General features: G+C 44.8%; 16 protein-coding genes. 10 read left to right on the forward strand and 6 right to left on the reverse strand.

Translation table 11 applies throughout. The annotated features are described in order from the left end of the window. Positions 1-253: 253 nt before the first annotated feature. From deoD to R7O13_RS06540, 9 genes are all read left to right on the forward strand, one after another. On the forward strand, positions 254-964 hold the full coding sequence (gene deoD / locus R7O13_RS06500; protein WP_005375140.1) for a purine-nucleoside phosphorylase: 711 nt from the start codon (positions 254-256) through the stop codon (positions 962-964). 70 nt (positions 965-1,034) lie between these two features. Further along, positions 1,035-2,504, forward strand: coding sequence for a hypothetical protein (locus R7O13_RS06505; protein WP_005383936.1), 1,470 nt, complete (start codon positions 1,035-1,037; stop codon positions 2,502-2,504). A 166-nt stretch (positions 2,505-2,670) separates the two neighbouring features. Continuing rightward, positions 2,671-4,155, forward strand: coding sequence for a hypothetical protein (locus R7O13_RS06510; RefSeq protein WP_053303858.1), 1,485 nt, complete (start codon positions 2,671-2,673; stop codon positions 4,153-4,155). Continuing rightward, positions 4,139-5,722, forward strand: a complete 1,584-nt coding sequence (locus R7O13_RS06515) for a GGDEF domain-containing protein (protein WP_318303334.1) — start codon at positions 4,139-4,141, stop codon at positions 5,720-5,722. The genes R7O13_RS06510 and R7O13_RS06515 overlap by 17 nt, the downstream gene beginning before the upstream one ends. Positions 5,723-5,966: 244 nt before the next feature. Further along, positions 5,967-6,347, forward strand: a complete 381-nt coding sequence (locus R7O13_RS06520; RefSeq protein ID WP_005375135.1) for a DUF3302 domain-containing protein — start codon at positions 5,967-5,969, stop codon at positions 6,345-6,347. Further along, positions 6,347-7,477, forward strand: coding sequence for an HlyD family secretion protein (locus R7O13_RS06525; RefSeq protein WP_005375134.1), 1,131 nt, complete (start codon positions 6,347-6,349; stop codon positions 7,475-7,477). The genes R7O13_RS06520 and R7O13_RS06525 overlap by 1 nt, the downstream gene beginning before the upstream one ends. A 335-nt stretch (positions 7,478-7,812) precedes the next feature. Then, positions 7,813-8,361 (forward strand): ECF-type riboflavin transporter substrate-binding protein, encoded by a 549-nt coding sequence (locus R7O13_RS06530; RefSeq protein ID WP_005375133.1) that lies wholly within the window; start codon positions 7,813-7,815, stop codon positions 8,359-8,361. A gap of 6 nt (positions 8,362-8,367) precedes the next feature. After that, positions 8,368-10,107: an ABC transporter ATP-binding protein gene (locus tag R7O13_RS06535; protein WP_149191632.1), complete on the forward strand. Its 1,740-nt coding sequence runs from the start codon at positions 8,368-8,370 to the stop codon at positions 10,105-10,107. Then, the gene (locus R7O13_RS06540) at positions 10,104-10,943 is read left to right on the forward strand and encodes an energy-coupling factor transporter transmembrane component T (protein WP_318303337.1); all 840 of its coding nucleotides are present in this window, start codon (positions 10,104-10,106) and stop codon (positions 10,941-10,943) included. The genes R7O13_RS06535 and R7O13_RS06540 overlap by 4 nt, the downstream gene beginning before the upstream one ends. A gap of 122 nt (positions 10,944-11,065) precedes the next feature. Here R7O13_RS06540 and R7O13_RS06545 read toward each other — a convergent pair whose 3' ends face one another. The 4 genes from R7O13_RS06545 to napG form a co-directional block, all read right to left on the reverse strand. After that, complete coding sequence (locus tag R7O13_RS06545; protein WP_025768568.1) at positions 11,066-11,347, reverse strand: YrhK family protein; 282 nt, start codon at positions 11,345-11,347, stop codon at positions 11,066-11,068. 206 nt (positions 11,348-11,553) lie between these two features. After that, the gene (locus tag R7O13_RS06550) at positions 11,554-12,735 is read right to left on the reverse strand and encodes an MFS transporter (RefSeq protein WP_238843706.1); all 1,182 of its coding nucleotides are present in this window, start codon (positions 12,733-12,735) and stop codon (positions 11,554-11,556) included. 198 nt (positions 12,736-12,933) lie between these two features. Next, the gene (gene napH / locus R7O13_RS06555; RefSeq protein WP_017635480.1) at positions 12,934-13,788 is read right to left on the reverse strand and encodes a quinol dehydrogenase ferredoxin subunit NapH; all 855 of its coding nucleotides are present in this window, start codon (positions 13,786-13,788) and stop codon (positions 12,934-12,936) included. After that, the gene (napG, locus tag R7O13_RS06560; protein WP_318303339.1) at positions 13,788-14,558 is read right to left on the reverse strand and encodes a ferredoxin-type protein NapG; all 771 of its coding nucleotides are present in this window, start codon (positions 14,556-14,558) and stop codon (positions 13,788-13,790) included. The genes napH and napG overlap by 1 nt, the downstream gene beginning before the upstream one ends. A 395-nt stretch (positions 14,559-14,953) precedes the next feature. Between napG and R7O13_RS06565 the strand changes: the two genes are divergently transcribed. Then, positions 14,954-15,454 (forward strand): GNAT family N-acetyltransferase, encoded by a 501-nt coding sequence (locus R7O13_RS06565; protein WP_256896024.1) that lies wholly within the window; start codon positions 14,954-14,956, stop codon positions 15,452-15,454. Positions 15,455-15,500: 46 nt separating this feature from the next. Here the strand turns inward: R7O13_RS06565 and R7O13_RS06570 are convergent, their stop codons facing one another. Together R7O13_RS06570 and R7O13_RS06575 are read right to left on the reverse strand one after the other, a co-directional pair. Further along, positions 15,501-16,478 carry an ecdysteroid 22-kinase family protein gene (locus R7O13_RS06570; protein ID WP_225491646.1) on the reverse strand — a complete coding sequence of 326 codons (978 nt, stop codon included), beginning with the start codon at positions 16,476-16,478 and terminating at the stop codon, positions 15,501-15,503. Beyond that, a complete protein-coding gene (locus R7O13_RS06575; protein ID WP_318303342.1) occupies positions 16,475-16,750 on the reverse strand; it encodes a GNAT family N-acetyltransferase in 276 nt (91 codons plus the stop codon). The genes R7O13_RS06570 and R7O13_RS06575 overlap by 4 nt, the downstream gene beginning before the upstream one ends. Positions 16,751-16,766 lie beyond the last annotated feature (16 nt).

The raw sequence follows: 16,766 nt of genomic DNA on the forward strand, positions 1-16,766 counted from the left end.
CCAAAAACAAAGAATTTGTGCGCGCAATCGACAAACTGCTCAAAAGCAAATCGATTGCTCTTTTGATTTCAACAGATTTGGTTATCAATAGTAGTTGCAGTTTCTAAATGCGTGGTTTTTGTGACTAAGCTCTCAAGGGGCTACTGTACGTCCCGATATTATTGCCTCAACGAAAACGAACAAGTTCAACAGAATTGGTAATAGCGTTCTATAATAGAGGCGTTTTATCAAAACAAAACTTTGGAGAGCACTTATGGCAACCCCACACATTAACGCACAACCAGGTGATTTCGCTGAAACAGTTCTAATGCCAGGCGACCCGTTGCGCGCTAAATACATCGCTGAAACGTTCCTAGAAGATGTGAAACAAGTTTGTGACGTTCGCAACATGTTCGGCTTTACTGGCACTTACAAAGGCAAAAAAGTTTCTGTAATGGGCCACGGCATGGGTATCCCGTCTTGCTGTATCTACGTACACGAGCTAATCGCTGAATACGGCGTGAAAAACGTTATCCGTGTAGGTAGCTGTGGTGCAGTACGTGACGACGTGAAACTAATGGACGTTGTTATCGGTATGGGTGCTTCTACAGACTCTAAAGTTAACCGTATCCGTTTCAACAACCACGATTTCGCAGCAATCGCTGATTACGGTCTTCTAGAAGAAGCAGTTAACCAAGCGCGCGCTCAGGAAGTGCCTGTAAAAGTAGGTAACGTATTCTCTGCAGACCTGTTCTACACACCAGAAGCAGACATCTTCGAGAAGATGGAAAAACTAGGCATCCTAGGTGTAGACATGGAAGCGGCTGGTATCTACGGCGTAGCAGCTGACCTAGGCGCGAAAGCACTGACTATCCTGACAGTTTCTGACCACATCATCCGTGGTGAAAAACTAAGCTCAGAAGAGCGTCAGAAGTCGTTCAACGACATGATGAAAGTTGCACTAGAAACTGCAATCAACATCTAAGAACAAATAGTAAGTAATAATTTGCAGCCAGAGTTATGCTGGCTGCCCGAATTATCCCGAGGGGGCGATTGTGTCTAACGGCGAACTGCCAAAAGACGCAGATGGGTTACAACTCAACTTTTGTAAAACATTGGCGTGTGACAACTTTGGATTGAGTGATGCAAAGCGTTACGTTCTGCAACATGCGAACCCTAAGCGTCCGGCGATGGTATGCCGTGAATGTGGAGCTTTCCCCCCCTTACTTAATAATCGCGATGTCGTGAACGAACTTCATCGCCTGCGGCACGTCCACAGTGACGGGTTGCCTGCTTGCCGTAATGATGATTGCGACAACTTTGGACTTTCTGTCCACACTCACAAACACCTCTATCACGCTTTCGGTTACAGTGGCGATCGCCAACGTTACCGCTGTAAAGTGTGTCAAAGTACCTTTGTCGACAAGTGGTCTGGTGCCAACAAGAAGCTTCAATTTCAAGAGAACTTGATGGGTTTATTGTTTACGGGATATTCCGTACGAGAAATCTGCCGCAAGCTTAGTATTAACCCAAAAACCTTTTACGATCATGTTGACCATATAGCTAGCCGCTGCCGCCGCAAGCTGGCAACCATTGATGCGCGCTGGGTAAACCACGCAACGCATTATGAATTGGCCTCAAACTATATTGCATTGCAACCGAACAGCAATAATGGTGTGTATTGGATTGTTTCTGGCGAAGCGCATTCTGGCTATATTCTTTGCCAGCACGTCAATTATTCCGCTGATGAAGAGCCAATCGCAACGCTCGATCATAATCCTTACGATGAGGTGTCTCGTTTTGTTTCCCAGGAGTACGTAGCGGAAGCAAGTGAGCCGCTTGCGGAACCTTCTCATCACCTCAGAGAGCGAATTGACCAAAAATACCAAACAATTTTGGCTCGCGGTAACGTAGAAGACCCTCTTGGTAATCTATCTGTATTTCATTACCCTTCAAAAGGGGCATTAGTCCGTCCGCCATACACCTCGTATGCACACTATTTGCACGTACTTGATATGTGCTGCCCAAACAAACGTGTATCTCTATACATGCCTCAAGATCCCCTACTACGTTCGGCTGCACTGAGCGTTTGTTTACCTCGCATTAAAGAGAAAAGTGTCGACTTGATGTACGTAGAAGAGGACGCTAGTTGGGACATGAGTACTCCCTTTGGCAAAGTCGATATCGCCTATATGAGTTGGTGGCGCGATCGTTGGGCAATCTCTAGTCAAAACGAAAACCACAAAGGCATTTGCTACCTCGCTGGCGATCAAAATGAGCCTGAAAAATGGTTTAACGTTGCGACAACTCGTCATGTGAAGTTTTATCAAAACCGCTTTCAGATTCTTTTCGAAAGCTTCATTAACGAGCCACGTCGCAAATTACGACCTGCTGGTATTTTACCTCTTTTAGATATATTCAGAGCTTGGCATAATTTGTGCTATCAGGATAAACAAGGTCTTACCGCTGCACAAAGGTTAGAAGTCTCTGATGCACCTTTGACAATCAAACAGCTCCTATCGTAGCTATTCTATTGGTAATTTAGATGTAGTAATTAGGGGTTGTAACGGTATACATTACGGCCCCTGATCGTTTACCAAAACGTTATCCGCATCGCTTTGGTAAAGAAACATGCATCTAACCACTTAATATTAGGTGTGATTTCCAGTTCGATAGTCATGGATGTGAACGTTGGATAAAAACCAAATTCAGCTAGAAGATGATCTCACTAAGCTTAAAGGCCAAATAAAATCGGCCCCTAAACATACCTTTAATGTTGCGCAGCAATATCTTATCCGCGCGGAACAAATTTTATTTGTGGACGGAGAGATCAAAGCCTTACTCATCATGGCGCAATGCTGTTGGTGCCTAATGGATTATCGACAAGGCTTAAAACTCGTCAAAGACGCTTACAGCAAACAAACACAGCTTGAAACCGACGATCATCTCCCGGAAATTCTCCATCTTTTTGCACTCCAATATTGGGGCCAAGCAAAGTATTATTCCGCGCAACAATATTGGATTAATGCGCTCGAACAATCTGCTCTTGTTGATGATGTTGAAATTCAAATCGAATCTCTAATTGGGCTTGGTAATGTATGGCGCATCACTAATGAACACCAACTTGCCGCTTCAACTCATGAGTTAGCCGTTAAAGTGGCAAACAATGTTCGTATTGCTTGGTTAGAAGGCAAAGCGCGCATCCTATTAGCTTGGGACTATTACTTACTAAATAAGTTTGTCGAGATGCTTACGGTACTGGATGGAGCAACCGAAGTATTAAAAGATCATGATGACAGTACGTGGCAAGCCGAGATCTGGGACTTTAAAGGGTTAGCACTGCTTGGACTAGAACGCCTTGATGCGGCCGAAGAAGCCACCCAAAAAGCCCACCAGCTCGCCATTGAGCATGATCTCGTTTGGATGAAAGCACACTCTTTTATTAGCCGAGCAAGACTTGAGCTTTTGCGCCAAAATACAGACAGCGCTGCCAAGTTGCTACTTGCAGCAGAAGAGTCTGCACTCAGTTTCGACCACGGTGAGCTACTCAGCCAAATTTGCTTCCAACAATCACGAGTCGCTGAAGAACAAGGAGACTTTGAGTCTGCGTTTAACGCGTTCAAGAAATACCGTAAGCACGCACTCAAAATGCTCAAAGAACAAACTCATCGAATCAGCATGGATAAAGCAAGAGGCTCTAAACGCCAACTAGAGCAGCGAGCACGTAAGCTGATCAATCATATTCGCTCTCAACACGAATACGACCCTGAAAAACAGTTCTCTAATGTCGTTTCTGAGACCTACTGGTGGGAACAGTTAGTTTTGTTTAAAACGGAGCTCAAACGCTCTAACCACGCCATCATTATGATTCAGCATTCAAACCCCGAAGTTCTCGATGTTTGTACCGAGCTCGTTCATGCATTGACAACCTCTAGCGACCTCATCTCGAGAATTTCCAGTAACAGGCTAGCAATGTTAATTGCAGAAAAAGGTCAAGCAGCAGAAGAGGTCTACCGCACTGTCCAAGCGATGTTAGACATCTATCCATGGAAGCGACGCGGAATCAAAGGCCCGAAACCGATACTGTATTTGCAAGATATCCTGACCTTCCCATTCACGTTAGAACAGCTCGAAGAAAGTTATATTGAGGTAATGAAGAATGGAACAACTGCTTAGCAAGGTGACTGACGCAGGTATCGATCCTTCTTCCGTTTCAGGTGAAGAAGCGATTACGCTATGGGAACACATAGGGTTACATATTGCGTCAACAAACCGAGAGAAAGCGCATTGCTATATCATTAGCGCCGAGTATCGAAGAGAGATCAAACAGCTCAACGACAGCATTAGTGAATTGAAACAAGCGCTTGAGTTGCTTGTTTTACCAGAGGATGTAGAAGATATTCTTTCTGTGAAAGCAAGCTTGAGTGAGCGTTTGGTTGAAGTAGGTGACTACAATGCGGCATTAACCGAGTATGTCGCTTCAACCAATATCGCCGTCGAGTACGGCTATATTGATGAGTACGTATTGGCCATTATTGGAATGGGTAATTTATGCGATGCCTATGGGGATCACCAACGTGCATTACGTTATTATCAAAAAATAGATGCTATCGATCACGCTATTGGCAGTCGATCCCTACGCCTTCGTTACAAGCTGTACATGCTTGCCTGTTATATCAGCTTGAACCGTACCGCAGACGCCAAAGAGCTGTTGAGTGAATGTGAAGAACTGAGCATTCTCGTCAGTGATAAAAACCTCGCCGCACAAATTCACCTCTACCGAGCCAAATTACATCGTCTGCAAGAAGACTACCCCAATGCGTTGCTGGCTATTTCGAATGTTCAGTATACAACGGGTAGTGCCACGACATACTGGTTATCCACGATGGTCAAAATTGAGACTGCGTATTGTCTAAACGGTGTAGGGCACACCTCTTTAGCTAATTTAACGTTGGACTCCATCAGTAAAAGGATTCAAAAGCAGCTATCTCCTATCGTTACTCAGCATTTTTATAACGCGATGAGTCAAGTTTACGCCTCTCAAGGGTTGTATCAAGAAGCATTAAATTGTGAAAAAAAAGCGCATAGAATCGAATCTGATCTTGTAAAACATATTCCGAACGGTGAGTTAGGGTCTGCTCAACTACGCCGACTTTCACGCTTTGAGTTACAACTCAAACTCATTTTGTCAGAGCTAGAAAACAAAGAACTAAAAGAAACCACCAAGCAGCATAAAAATACTGTTGCTCAGCTACAGCAGGACGTCTTTACCGATCCACTTACTTCTTTACACAACCGACGCTGGCTAGAAGTTAAACTAAAAGATCTACTTCTGCACGATACTGCATTTGCATTGATGGTCATCGATATCGATCACTTCAAATCCATCAATGACGAACTAAGCCACTTGGTGGGCGACAAAGCGATCAAAAGTGTGTCACAGGAACTGGCGTCCTACTTCAGATTTAAAGGCGCATCGTGCGTACGATTTGGTGGTGAAGAGTTCCTCGTGATCCTTGAGAATACCCAACTGGAACGAGCAGAAATGCATGCCGAGAATTATCGTGAACGGATTTATCAATATGGTTGGGACGATATTCTTGGTGAGCGGGGGCTGACCGTATCCATAGGGATTACCTTGCATCGGGAAGGCGAGAATACTCAGCGAACTTTTTATCGTGCAGACAAAGCTCTTTATCGCGCCAAAGCCAATGGCAGAAACCAAGTCTGTACCGAACTTTAAACCATGCCCCGGTTGACACCTGGGGCTTTAGTATACTTTTTACTTATCCTTCCTATATCACTTCACTGCTTGTTTAAATAAGTACTCAGCAACACTTTAACTGCCAATAAACATCCGTGGATACTTACATCGCATAAACATAATTCCTACATAAAAACCGCTTGATTCATCTGTAGTTAAGACAAATACTTAAATTGTTAATTTACGTAGATTTTCCATTTCGCAATACGCACAGGTAGGTAAGATGTTTCTAGACTATTTTGCACTTGGGTTACTCATCTTCGTTGCTTTAGTGATCTTTTACGGAATCATTGTCATCCATGATATTCCATATGAAATCGCCAAAGAGAGAGAGCACCCGCACCAAGACGCAATTCACTACGCTGGCTGGGTCAGCCTTTTCACTTTGCATGCGCTGTGGCCATTTTTATGGATCTGGGCAACATTATGGCGCAAGGAACGCGGCTGGGGTTTTAAACAACTAGAACAAGAAACACACGACATTCATCACCGCCTTGAAGAACTCATCGATGAAGTCAACGAACTCAAAAACGAAGTATCGATGTTGAAACAACAAAAGATTCAGCAAAAGCCTTTGCCTGAACAAAGTAAAGAGGACGAATAATGGACTTATTGCTGATTCTGACTTACGCAGCTCTTTGTATTGCCATTTTTAAAATTTTCAATATTCCTCTAAACAAATGGACCGTTCCAACCGCCGTACTTGGCGGCGTAGTGTTAGTGGGCACACTCGTGCTGCTTATGAACTACAACCACCCATTTACTCAATTGGGTAACCAAGTGTTCCCGACTACGCCTATCGTCTCTGGCGTGCGTGGCCGCGTGGTAGAAGTGCCAGTCCAGGCCAACCAACCGCTCAAAACGGGCGATATTCTTTTCAAAATCGATCCTGTGCCTTTTGAAGCAGAAGTTGCTCGCCTTGAAGCGAAAGTCAAAGAAGCAAGCCAAGGTGCCTTGGGTTTAGAGTCTGATCTAAGAGAGGCAGAAGCTGCTGTATTGAAAGCGCAAGCGGACAGAGATAAAGCACAAAGGGAATTCAGCCGATATCAAAGGGGCTTTGATCGTGGCGCGTTTACTGAACAAGATTTGGATACTCGACGCCAAGCGTATAAAGCGGCAGAAGCCATGTTAGACGTTGCGATTTTGCAACAAGAACAAGCGCAAATCGCTCTGGACTCTGAAATCGGAGGCGAAAATACCCAAGTCGCGCAACTTCTTGCCGAGCTGCGTAAAGCAGAGTTTAACCTAGAGCAAACCGTCGTTCGTGCGCCAACCGATGGTTACGTTACGCAATTGGCTTTGCGTCCTGGAGTTATGGCTGTGCCGTTGCCACTTGCCCCGGCAATGACCTTCGTACATACCGAAGACATTACGTACACCGCGGCATTCAGACAGAACTCATTACAACGCTTGAAGCCAGGCTTTGAAGCAGAATTTATGTTCCGCGCAATTCCGGGCAAAGTGTTCCGTGGCGAAGTCATTGACGTGATTCCAGCCATTGGTGAAAGCCAAATTCAAGCGCGAGGCGCTCTGCTTGGGACTGATGCCTTGCGCACGAGCGGACGTGTTTTTGCGAAGCTGAAAATTACCGACGACTTGAGTGGATACCACCTACCAATGGGTACTGCGGTTGAAGTTGCAGTTTATTCAGACAGCTTTACTCACGTATCAGTGATGCGCAAAGTTCTTATTCGTATGAAGAGCTGGCAGAACTATTTATACCTCGACCATTAATGAACATATAGCGCATTCATTTATCGGTAAAAATAACATCAAACCGTGTAATCAGGGGCTGACGATCAGCCCCTGATTCATTCTAGCCATCCAGATAGATAGCATTCCCACTTTTATTAATATTCTGTATAATGCGCGCCTTATTTTTAATGCTTGCTAAAACCAAAGCCAGTCAAAGGGATGCGTGAATCAAATCACACATTTCCTGAAGAAAAATAGAGCAAACAATAAGCAGCTTGGTTGTTTTGAATATATGTTACACAATCAAATAACTAACGCTTTCCGACAAAACAATTAAACGTTCTTTAAAATCGACTATTGAACTGAGGTTATCTATGAATCTTTCCGCTAAAACTGTTGTGGTTATTGCAATCGGTGCTGCTCTTTACGGTATCGGCGGCTTACCTATGTTTGGCATCCCTGTGTTTGCAAACACAACGCTAAAACCAGCAATGGCAGTATTAGCATTGTTCTCAGTACTATTTGGACCACTTGTTGGCTTCTTGGTTGGTTTTATTGGTCACTGGGTTACTGACCTATTTGCAGGTTGGGGCGTATGGCTCACTTGGGTACTTGGTTCAGGTATTGTTGGTTTGATTATCGGTCTATTCCCTTCTCTAACGCGCTACCGTTTGGAGAAAGGTGATTTCAATATGAAAGACTTCGCGTTATTCGTAGTACTTGCGCTATTAGGCAACGTATTTGGTTACGGTTGCTCTGCATTCCTCGACACGATTTTATACGCAGAACCGTTCACTAAAGTGTTTACCCAGCTTTCTATTATCGCGATCGGTAACACCATTCTTATTGCTATTGTTGGCTTCTTCATTCTTAAATCTGTCGCTAAACGTAACAAGCAAAGCCGTAACTTAACAGAGGCTTAATGTCGAATGACAATCGAATTTTCTAACTTCTCTTTTAGATATGAGTCGCTGGACAAACCGACGCTAAAAAATATCAATCTAAGGATAGAGAAAGGAGAGAAAATCGTCATTATCGGTCCAAGTGGTAGTGGTAAATCTACCCTTGGGCAATGTCTTAACGGACTGATCCCACACGCAATCAAAGGGGAAACCAGTGGAACATTGACCATCAATGGTCAAGACACCGCCCCCTTCGACATGCACCAATACACTGAGCAAGTTGGCACCGTACTGCAAGATACGGACAGCCAATTTGTCGGTTTGAGCATTGGCGAAGACATTGCATTTGCGCTGGAGAACCAGCTAACTTCAAATATCGACATGTACCCATTGGTCAAAGCCACGGCCAAAATGGTCGACTTGGAACAGATGCTAGAACGCTCACCCCACGATTTATCTGGCGGGCAGAAACAGCGTGTTTCTTTGGCGGGCATTCTCGTCGATGATGTCGATATCCTTTTGTTTGATGAACCACTAGCTGCGCTTGACCCTAAAACGGGAAAAAAAACCATCGAGATCATCGATGATCTACACCGCGAAACGGGCAAAACCATCGTAATCATTGAGCATCGTCTTGAAGACGTTCTGCATCGCTCAGTTGACCGTATTATCTTGATGGAAAGCGGCGAAATCATTGCCGATACAACGCCAGATGAAATTTTAGCGTCGCCTCTGCTAGAAGATTACGGCATCCGCGAACCGCTTTATATTTCAGCACTGAAAGAAGCAGGCTGCGCGATTGAGGACGATGCAAAACCTTCTAGCTTAACTACCTTACCGTTGGAGCAATATAAACCGGCAGTACAAGCATGGTTTGATGGTTCAACAGCACAACCACCTAAAACGCCAGCCGAGACTTTGTTTGAAGTCCGTGGCCTCACCTATTCTTACGACGGTGAGAAAAACGCGTTAGAAGACGTGAGTTTTGACATCAAGCGTGGCGAGTTTGTCTCTGTACTTGGTAAAAATGGCTCGGGTAAATCGACCATCACCAAACTGATTATGGGCGTTATTGAAGCGGATAGCGGCTCAATGAGTATGAATGGTCAAGATCTTAACGAACTGACCATCTTCGAGCGCAGCCAGAAAGTGGGCGTGGTGATGCAAAACCCGAATCACATGATTTCCCATCACATGATTTTCGACGAAGTGGCCTTCGGCCTCCGTAATCGTGGCGTTGAAGAGAAACAAATCGAAGCTAAAGTACTTGAAGTCCTTGAGCTGTGCGGTTTGAGCAAATACCGTCACTGGCCAATCGAAGCATTGAGCTACGGCCAGAAAAAGCGCGTAACCATTGCGTCAATTTTGGTATTGGAACCAGAGCTTCTGATCCTTGATGAACCGACGGCAGGTCAGGACTATCGAAACTACACGTCTATGCTGAGTTTCATCGAAAAGCTCAATCGCGAGTTGGGCGTAACCGTGATGATCATCTCTCATGACATGCATTTAGTGCTGGAATACACCACGCGCTCTATCGTGATTGCAGACAGTAAATTAGTCGCGGATGCACCAATGACGCAGGTATTCAGCAGTCCAGAGCTACTAGACCAAGCAAACCTCACCACAACAAGTCTGTTTGAGTTGGCTACAAAAGTTGGCATCGAAGACACCAATGGCTTTATGCAGCACTTTATCAATGTAGAAAAAGCGCACCGCCAACAAAAAAGCGACGACGTAAACCAACTAGAGAAAGCGGTGGCATGAAAGACAATAAGATGAAGTTTGGTATCAACTACATCGATACCCAATCGCCACTTCATAAGTTGAATGGCATTACTAAGTTCTTGCTTTTCATTGCTTGGGTAACGGTGGTGTTGACCACATTTGACTTGCGAATCATCGCGCTGTTGATCGTGCTTGGTTTAGGCTTATTGAAAATGACCAAAGTGCCATTTCATGTCTACAAACCGCTTTTACTGGGGACAGGCACGGTATTACTGATCAATGCCCTGTTTATGTTCGCGTTAGCACCGCAACAAGGTACTGAGTTCATGGGCTCATCAACGGTTTTACTCTCGTTACCCGGTAATTACTCGCTCACTCAAGAGACGTTGTTTTACCTAGTAACAGTGACGTTGAAATACTTAAGCATGTTTCCAATCGCGTTGGTGTTTGTATTTACCACTCACCCGACGGAGTTTTCAGCCAGCTTGAACCGCTTGGGTGTACCTTACAAAATCGCCTATGCCGTAAGCTTAACGCTGCGCTACTTGCCGGAAGTGAAAAAGGACTTTGTTAACATCATGCACGCGCAACAAGCACGAGGAGTAGAACTGAGCAAGAAGGCTCCGTTGTTCACTCGTATGAAGAACGTCGCGAAGATTCTTGGACCTCTGATTTTCTCTAGTTTAGACCGAGCCGATCAAATCTCAAACGCGATGACGCTACGTGGTTTTGGCCGTCACTCCTCTCGCACTTGGTACAGCTTAAAACCACTAACCACAGCCGATATGATCTGTATGGCGGGGATTGCGGTGATAGTGATTGCGGCGATCAGCAAGCGTGTGATGGACACACAACTGTTCTGGTATCCGTTTTAAATTCTGAAGCTTCAAACTGAACATAACGTGGTTAGTGTTGTGACCACGTTATCTTCCGTCTTTCCCCTCGATAACTCGCCTGTTGACTTCTAGCTTGCAAGTATTCAAAAGAAGCGGTAATTTCAGCGGCTCGCTGATGTGCCAGAAAGTTGCTTATTCAAACGACCAACATGAACTAAACTCATCAGTTTTATCAGGGGCTTAATGATCAACTGCGCACTGCCCACGATGAAAAGCCAAGTACCACTTTCAATCAACGAATCATTCAAAAAGAAAAAGCTACCAATTAAAAACCAAATAGCAATGAGTAGGTCGTTTGCAGCACCTAACGCCTCATAGCGGCGCTGAATAACGATGTGACGGCTTCCTAGATCTAAATCCAACTCTCTGCCATGTATCTGCACTGTATAGCTCCCCTCTTATTGTTTCGCGTCAGTTATGCCCAAGTTATTTCGAAATACTTAGTTCTAAACCCTAACGGACGTGGCATGCATTGACAACCATTGGAGGGATTATCTATTTGCAATAAAAAGAAAAGGGCGCATAAGCACCCTTTTTAGCGAGTCTAATTACAGGTATTCGCTTTAACGATTAGATAGTGAGTACCAACTTAACTCCACTTCAACAAGCGAGTTTCGTTGCCTTCTTCCGGCTTCGCTGGAATATTGAGTGACAACAGCAAGCTCACTGCTGCCATACCAGCGCCGATGTAAAATACGCTCGCAGGTGAAACAAGCCAGATGACACCAAACGTAACAGGTATTACAACTGCAGCAATATGGTTAATCGTAAACGCAACGCCTGCGGTCGACGCCATATCGGCAGGATCGGCAATTTTCTGGAAGTAGGTTTTAATCGCAAGCGCTAACGCGAAAAATAAATGATCGACAACATACAATGCTGCCGCCCACTCTGCCGTTTGCACCAAACCGTACCCGACGAACACGAAGATCAAACCGACGTATTCAAACATCAACGCTTTGCGCTCACCAACAACGCCGATAAAACGGCCTATTCGCTTCGCAAACAAGAAGTTAAAGACATAGTTAATCAGGAACAGCAACGTAATATCTGCGGCGGAGTAACCAAACTTTTCTACCATCAAGAAACCAGCGAACACCGTAAAAATTTGACGGCGTGCTCCACTCATAAACGTAAGCGCATAGTATAACCAGTAACGTTTACGCAGGATGAGCTTCTTGTTCTGAGGCACTTTTGTCTTAAATTGTGGGAAGGCAAATGCCATCACCAAAATGAGCACAAAACCTAAACCACCAGCCATTAAATAGACCGTTTTAAAATCAAGTTTGAGCTGTTCGAGCGAAACCCAAATGGCGCCGTAGGTAAACAGAGAAGCCAAAGCTCCAACAGAAATAAACTTACCCAGCATTTCTGGCGCTTCTTCTTTAGATAGCCATTGTAAAGACAAAGACTGCTTGAGTGTTTCAAAGTAATGGAAGCCGGTGGACATTAACAAGGTTGTAAAAAGTAGACCGTACAAAGTGGGAAAATAACCTGTTAATGCCGTACCAAGCGTAAGCATCGCCAAAGAGACGAGCATAAAGCGTTGCTCTCGGATAAACAGCAATACAAACACGGTGGTAAAGGCCAAAAAACCCGGAATTTCACGCACACTTTGCAATAGGCCTATGTCTGCACCATCAAAGTTTGCTTTCTCGATAACAAAGTTGTTCAACAACGCCATCCAGGTAGAAAAAGCAATGGGCACGATAATGGAAATTAACAGGAGGAAATTTTGCGGCGTTCTCCAGCCGTGCGATGAGGTAGTCATGATGTTTCCTTTAAATATGAAGGCATCATCATAGCTTTAAATGTAACAAATTCGCAATATCATTATTATTTTAAGCCCAGAGCAAGCAGATATGGCTGAGGGATATTGTTATGAAGATAAACATCGCGCTTAACTCCTGGCTAAGCGCGATGTTCAAGTATCAAGAGAAATAAAGCATGAGTAAATGTGCTCAGTGGCTTAATCAATGACTTTTACTGATAGGCGATTTTTAAATTCAAACACATGTTCTGGACATACATCCAAACAACGACCACAACTAATGCAGTTTTGATCCATAACTCGACGATCTCCCTCTTTCAAAGGCTGCCGAAGCACTTCTGGTTCTGGGCAAACGTAAAAGCAATCCATGCATTTGGTGCAATCTTCGCGGCGAACAGCAGTAACGCGCAACAGGCTTTTTCGGCCTATCACGCCATAGGTAGCCCCCAGTGGACATAAGTGCCCACACCACCCATGCTCAACCAAGAGTAAATCCAACACGAACACTAGGGCGATCAACACCCAACCTGCGCCCATACCAAACACCAACCCGCGATGCAGTGCCGCCACTGGATCTAACCATGTCCAAAGAATTGCGCCAGACAGCGCACTGCCCAACATCAAAACAGGGATCAGCCAATAACGAATCACGGGAGACCAACGATAGCTCGCTTTAATGTTGAGCTTTCGACGCAACCACGCCGCCAAGTCTGTCACGATGTTCAACGGGCACACCCAAGCACAAAATGCGCGCGGCGCCAAAATCGCGTAAAACACCACGACAATCACTACGCCTAACAACGCATTAAACTCCGGAACATGCCCTGTCGCCAAAGCTTGAAGCACAATTAACGGGTCACTTAACGGCACGGTATCGAGCAACATACTTGATGACAGATTACCAGTTAGAATTCCCAGCGTCGGCCCAGCCATAAATAGCGCAATGATGGTGAACTGACATAGCCGACGTAAAATCAAAAACCGATGCGCGCGCCACCAACCAAGCTTTTCAAGCGCTTCTTTGCCAGCATTTTGAGCTAAGTTCTTTGCCATTACTTACCTCCTTTTAGCGATTCAAGCGCACCTTCCGGTACAGGCGTCTCACTAGGGAGGATATTTTCGAGTGGTTTGTCGATCTCTTTCCAACCAAAATTGTAGTGGCTGCCCACTTTGCCTTTCGCCAAATCCGTCGGGACAACTTTAATAGCAGCGACATCCAACACGCACGCTTGTTCACACTTACCGCATCCGGTACACACTTCGGAATTCACTGTAGGGATAAGTTTGGCGTGATAGCCAGTTCGCTCGTTGTGAACCATCTCTAACGTGATGGCTTCATCAATCAGCGGACAAACGCGATAACAAACATCGCATCGTAACCCTTGCCAGTTAAGGCAAGTTTCATGGTCTATAAGAACCGCTGTACCCATTCGAGCATCATCAATATCGGTTAATTTCGGATCTAGCGCCCCACTCGGACAAGCGACAACACAAGGAATGTCTTCGCACATTTCGCAGGGAATATCGCGTGCAGTAAAGTAAGGTGAGCCAGTCGCGACAGGTGAAAGTAATGTCGCAAGTTTCAAGGTATCGTAAGGACATGCCTGAACACACAAGCCACATCGAATACAAGCTGATTCGAAATCGCCTTCCGGCAGTGCACCAGGCGGACGAATAGGCACACCTTTGGTTTCTCGAGCTTGGCTTTGTAGCGATTGTAAGCCCAATACACACGCAGCTGCGCCAACACCAGCCGCAGTCCGAGCTGTATCACGCAAAAATCGGCGCCGACTTTGCGATATTTTAGACTGAGAGGATTTCATGCTATTTCCTCAACAAAACTCCCTTATCAAGTTAAGCATAAATAGCCCTAAACGTGTCGTTTCCCTATACCTCATAGGAGGTAACTCCATCCTCTATTGATTCAAGTCAACTGACGCACAGTGCCGTCGTCACAGTTTGACTAAATGCGTTTATTTACTGCGACATGAAATTCACCACGATACTCTGCAGTACGCGCCATTCTCAGTACAATAATTCAACACCTTTGCAATCTACTCGTTCAATTCGATGACAAATCACTACTAAAAATTCAAAAAAACACATCATAACAAGCTAATTTAAAAGGCATTTATCCATTAAACATAAAAAAACACTATCCAAATAAGAAAACTGTGGTTAGATTAAAAATTAAAACTAAAAAGCGAAGGAGAGAGGCATGGAAATTATCGTACGTCCAACGACCGTCGAAGACGCAGCGGCACTCGTAGAAATCTATTCACAACCAAAAGCACAACGTGAAACCCTGCAACTCCCAAAGCCTTCGCTCGCGATGTGGGTGGAAAGGTTGTCAAACATACCTGATGGTGTTTATAGCTATGTCGCTGAAATTGATGGTAAAATCGTCGGAAATATTGGCTTTCACCACTCTCTACGTCCAAGAACGATGCACACGGCATCGTTTGGCATCGGAGTACATGATAGTTTCCATGGACTCGGTATTGGTAGCAAATTGATAGAAACAGTCACTGAACTAGCAGATAACTGGTTAAATGTGAGAAGAATTCAGATAGAGGTCAATGCCGATAACGACGCCGCCATTGGGCTTTATAAAAAGCATGGATTTCAAATTGAAGGTGAAGCGATTGACGGTTCCTTCCGTGATGGTGAATTCATCAATACCTATTATATGGCGCGCATCAGACCAGGCCAAAGATAAAACAAAGCCTCCTACTAATTGGAGGCTTTTCTTTTTAAACTTCGACTCACTTTCGTAAGTAAGCCAACGCTCTGCGAGTCAATGCTTCTGTGTAGGGATTGATCTTCCAGTGGTCGGAACTCCAACCTTTCACAAAGCGCTGAAAGTCTGCCCAAGCCACAGCAAACAAAGGACGCCATTCACGCTCGACTTCATTAGGGTCAAGATTCGGTTGATAGACCATTAGCGCGTGTTGCAACTGAGCAAAATACGTATCCAAAACCCAAACTTCCATCTCTGCACAACGTTCTGGCTTAACGGCGCTACTCATAAACAGTGCCACATCTTTCATTGCACACCCACATCCAACGTATTGAAAGTCAACCGCAGCAACGCTTGATTCTTCTTCATCAAAACAGAAGTTCGCCAATTTGGCATCACCATGTACTAGTGTTTTAAACTTAGCTTGCGAAAGCGTTTGATCAATCAATTGAGCCGCATTTTGTAGCTCAGTGTCTTGCAATGCTTCAAGCTCGTCGGGTCTGGTTGCTAAGTGCCAGTATGTTCCGGTATGCCACAACTTATCCGAACGAACATCGATGTATCGCGCATGAAAGTTCGCCAACCAAGTGAGGCAGGCTTGTAGATGCTCTAGCTGTGCATCTGTGATGACTTTTGGAAAGCCCACCTCGGCGAGATCTTCCATCACAATGAGCCATTCATTCTCCGATTGGAACGTTTTTAGACCTTGTGGTACTCGGCAGCGAGTATCCACCCCTCCGGAAAAATGCTCATACCAATTCACTTCCACCTGATAAGAGTGCAGCTTTCTTTGATGAGAACGGTCCGTATTCCAGCCTCTAGGATGCTCTGAAGGCTTAGGGAGTTTTACATGCTTAATGATCACCGAACGAGTTGAATAAGTAACTCGGACTAACTCTCCATAGCCTCCCCATAGCGATTGTATGACTTCTACAGAGCGGTAATTACCTAGATTGAGTTCCTGGCCAATATTTTGGTAGCGTTGGTGGTTGTTACTCATCATGCGAGCAGATGTAACCACGTTTGGTTCTTCTCCATGTAGTGAATAACATATGGGCAAACTGGTTTGATTTGATAACCGAGTGACTCAATTTCTGGCAACACCGCTTCCATCATCACTTTTCCGTACCCCTTACCTCGCAGTGCTTCAGGAACAACCGTTGATGTAATGTGCATGACATTACCCTTAAGCTGATAAATTAACTTGGCTTTATAGCCCTGCTCTAAATCAACCCAGAATGTACTATTCGTGGCTTCATGAGTTACTTTATGCATATCTTGCTCTCTAATT

The sequence above is a fragment of the Vibrio sp. Y176 genome (assembly GCF_033438945.1).

Bases quoted from the DNA above. Each gene is read 5' to 3' on its own strand.
- deoD (WP_005375140.1), top strand. From the start codon at position 254: ATGGCAACCCCACACATTAACGCACAACCAGGTGATTTCGCTGAAACA.
- R7O13_RS06515 (WP_318303334.1), top strand. From the start codon at position 4,139: ATGGAACAACTGCTTAGCAAGGTGACTGACGCAGGTATCGATCCTTCT.
- R7O13_RS06520 (WP_005375135.1), top strand. From the start codon at position 5,967: ATGTTTCTAGACTATTTTGCACTTGGGTTACTCATCTTCGTTGCTTTA.
- R7O13_RS06525 (WP_005375134.1), top strand. From the start codon at position 6,347: ATGGACTTATTGCTGATTCTGACTTACGCAGCTCTTTGTATTGCCATT.
- R7O13_RS06530 (WP_005375133.1), top strand. From the start codon at position 7,813: ATGAATCTTTCCGCTAAAACTGTTGTGGTTATTGCAATCGGTGCTGCT.
- R7O13_RS06535 (WP_149191632.1), top strand. From the start codon at position 8,368: ATGACAATCGAATTTTCTAACTTCTCTTTTAGATATGAGTCGCTGGAC.
- R7O13_RS06540 (WP_318303337.1), top strand. From the start codon at position 10,104: ATGAAAGACAATAAGATGAAGTTTGGTATCAACTACATCGATACCCAA.
- R7O13_RS06550 (WP_238843706.1), bottom strand. From the start codon at position 12,735: ATGACTACCTCATCGCACGGCTGGAGAACGCCGCAAAATTTCCTCCTG.
- napH (WP_017635480.1), bottom strand. From the start codon at position 13,788: ATGGCAAAGAACTTAGCTCAAAATGCTGGCAAAGAAGCGCTTGAAAAG.
- napG (WP_318303339.1), bottom strand. From the start codon at position 14,558: ATGAAATCCTCTCAGTCTAAAATATCGCAAAGTCGGCGCCGATTTTTG.
- R7O13_RS06565 (WP_256896024.1), top strand. From the start codon at position 14,954: ATGGAAATTATCGTACGTCCAACGACCGTCGAAGACGCAGCGGCACTC.
- R7O13_RS06570 (WP_225491646.1), bottom strand. From the start codon at position 16,478: ATGATGAGTAACAACCACCAACGCTACCAAAATATTGGCCAGGAACTC.
- R7O13_RS06575 (WP_318303342.1), bottom strand. From the start codon at position 16,750: ATGCATAAAGTAACTCATGAAGCCACGAATAGTACATTCTGGGTTGAT.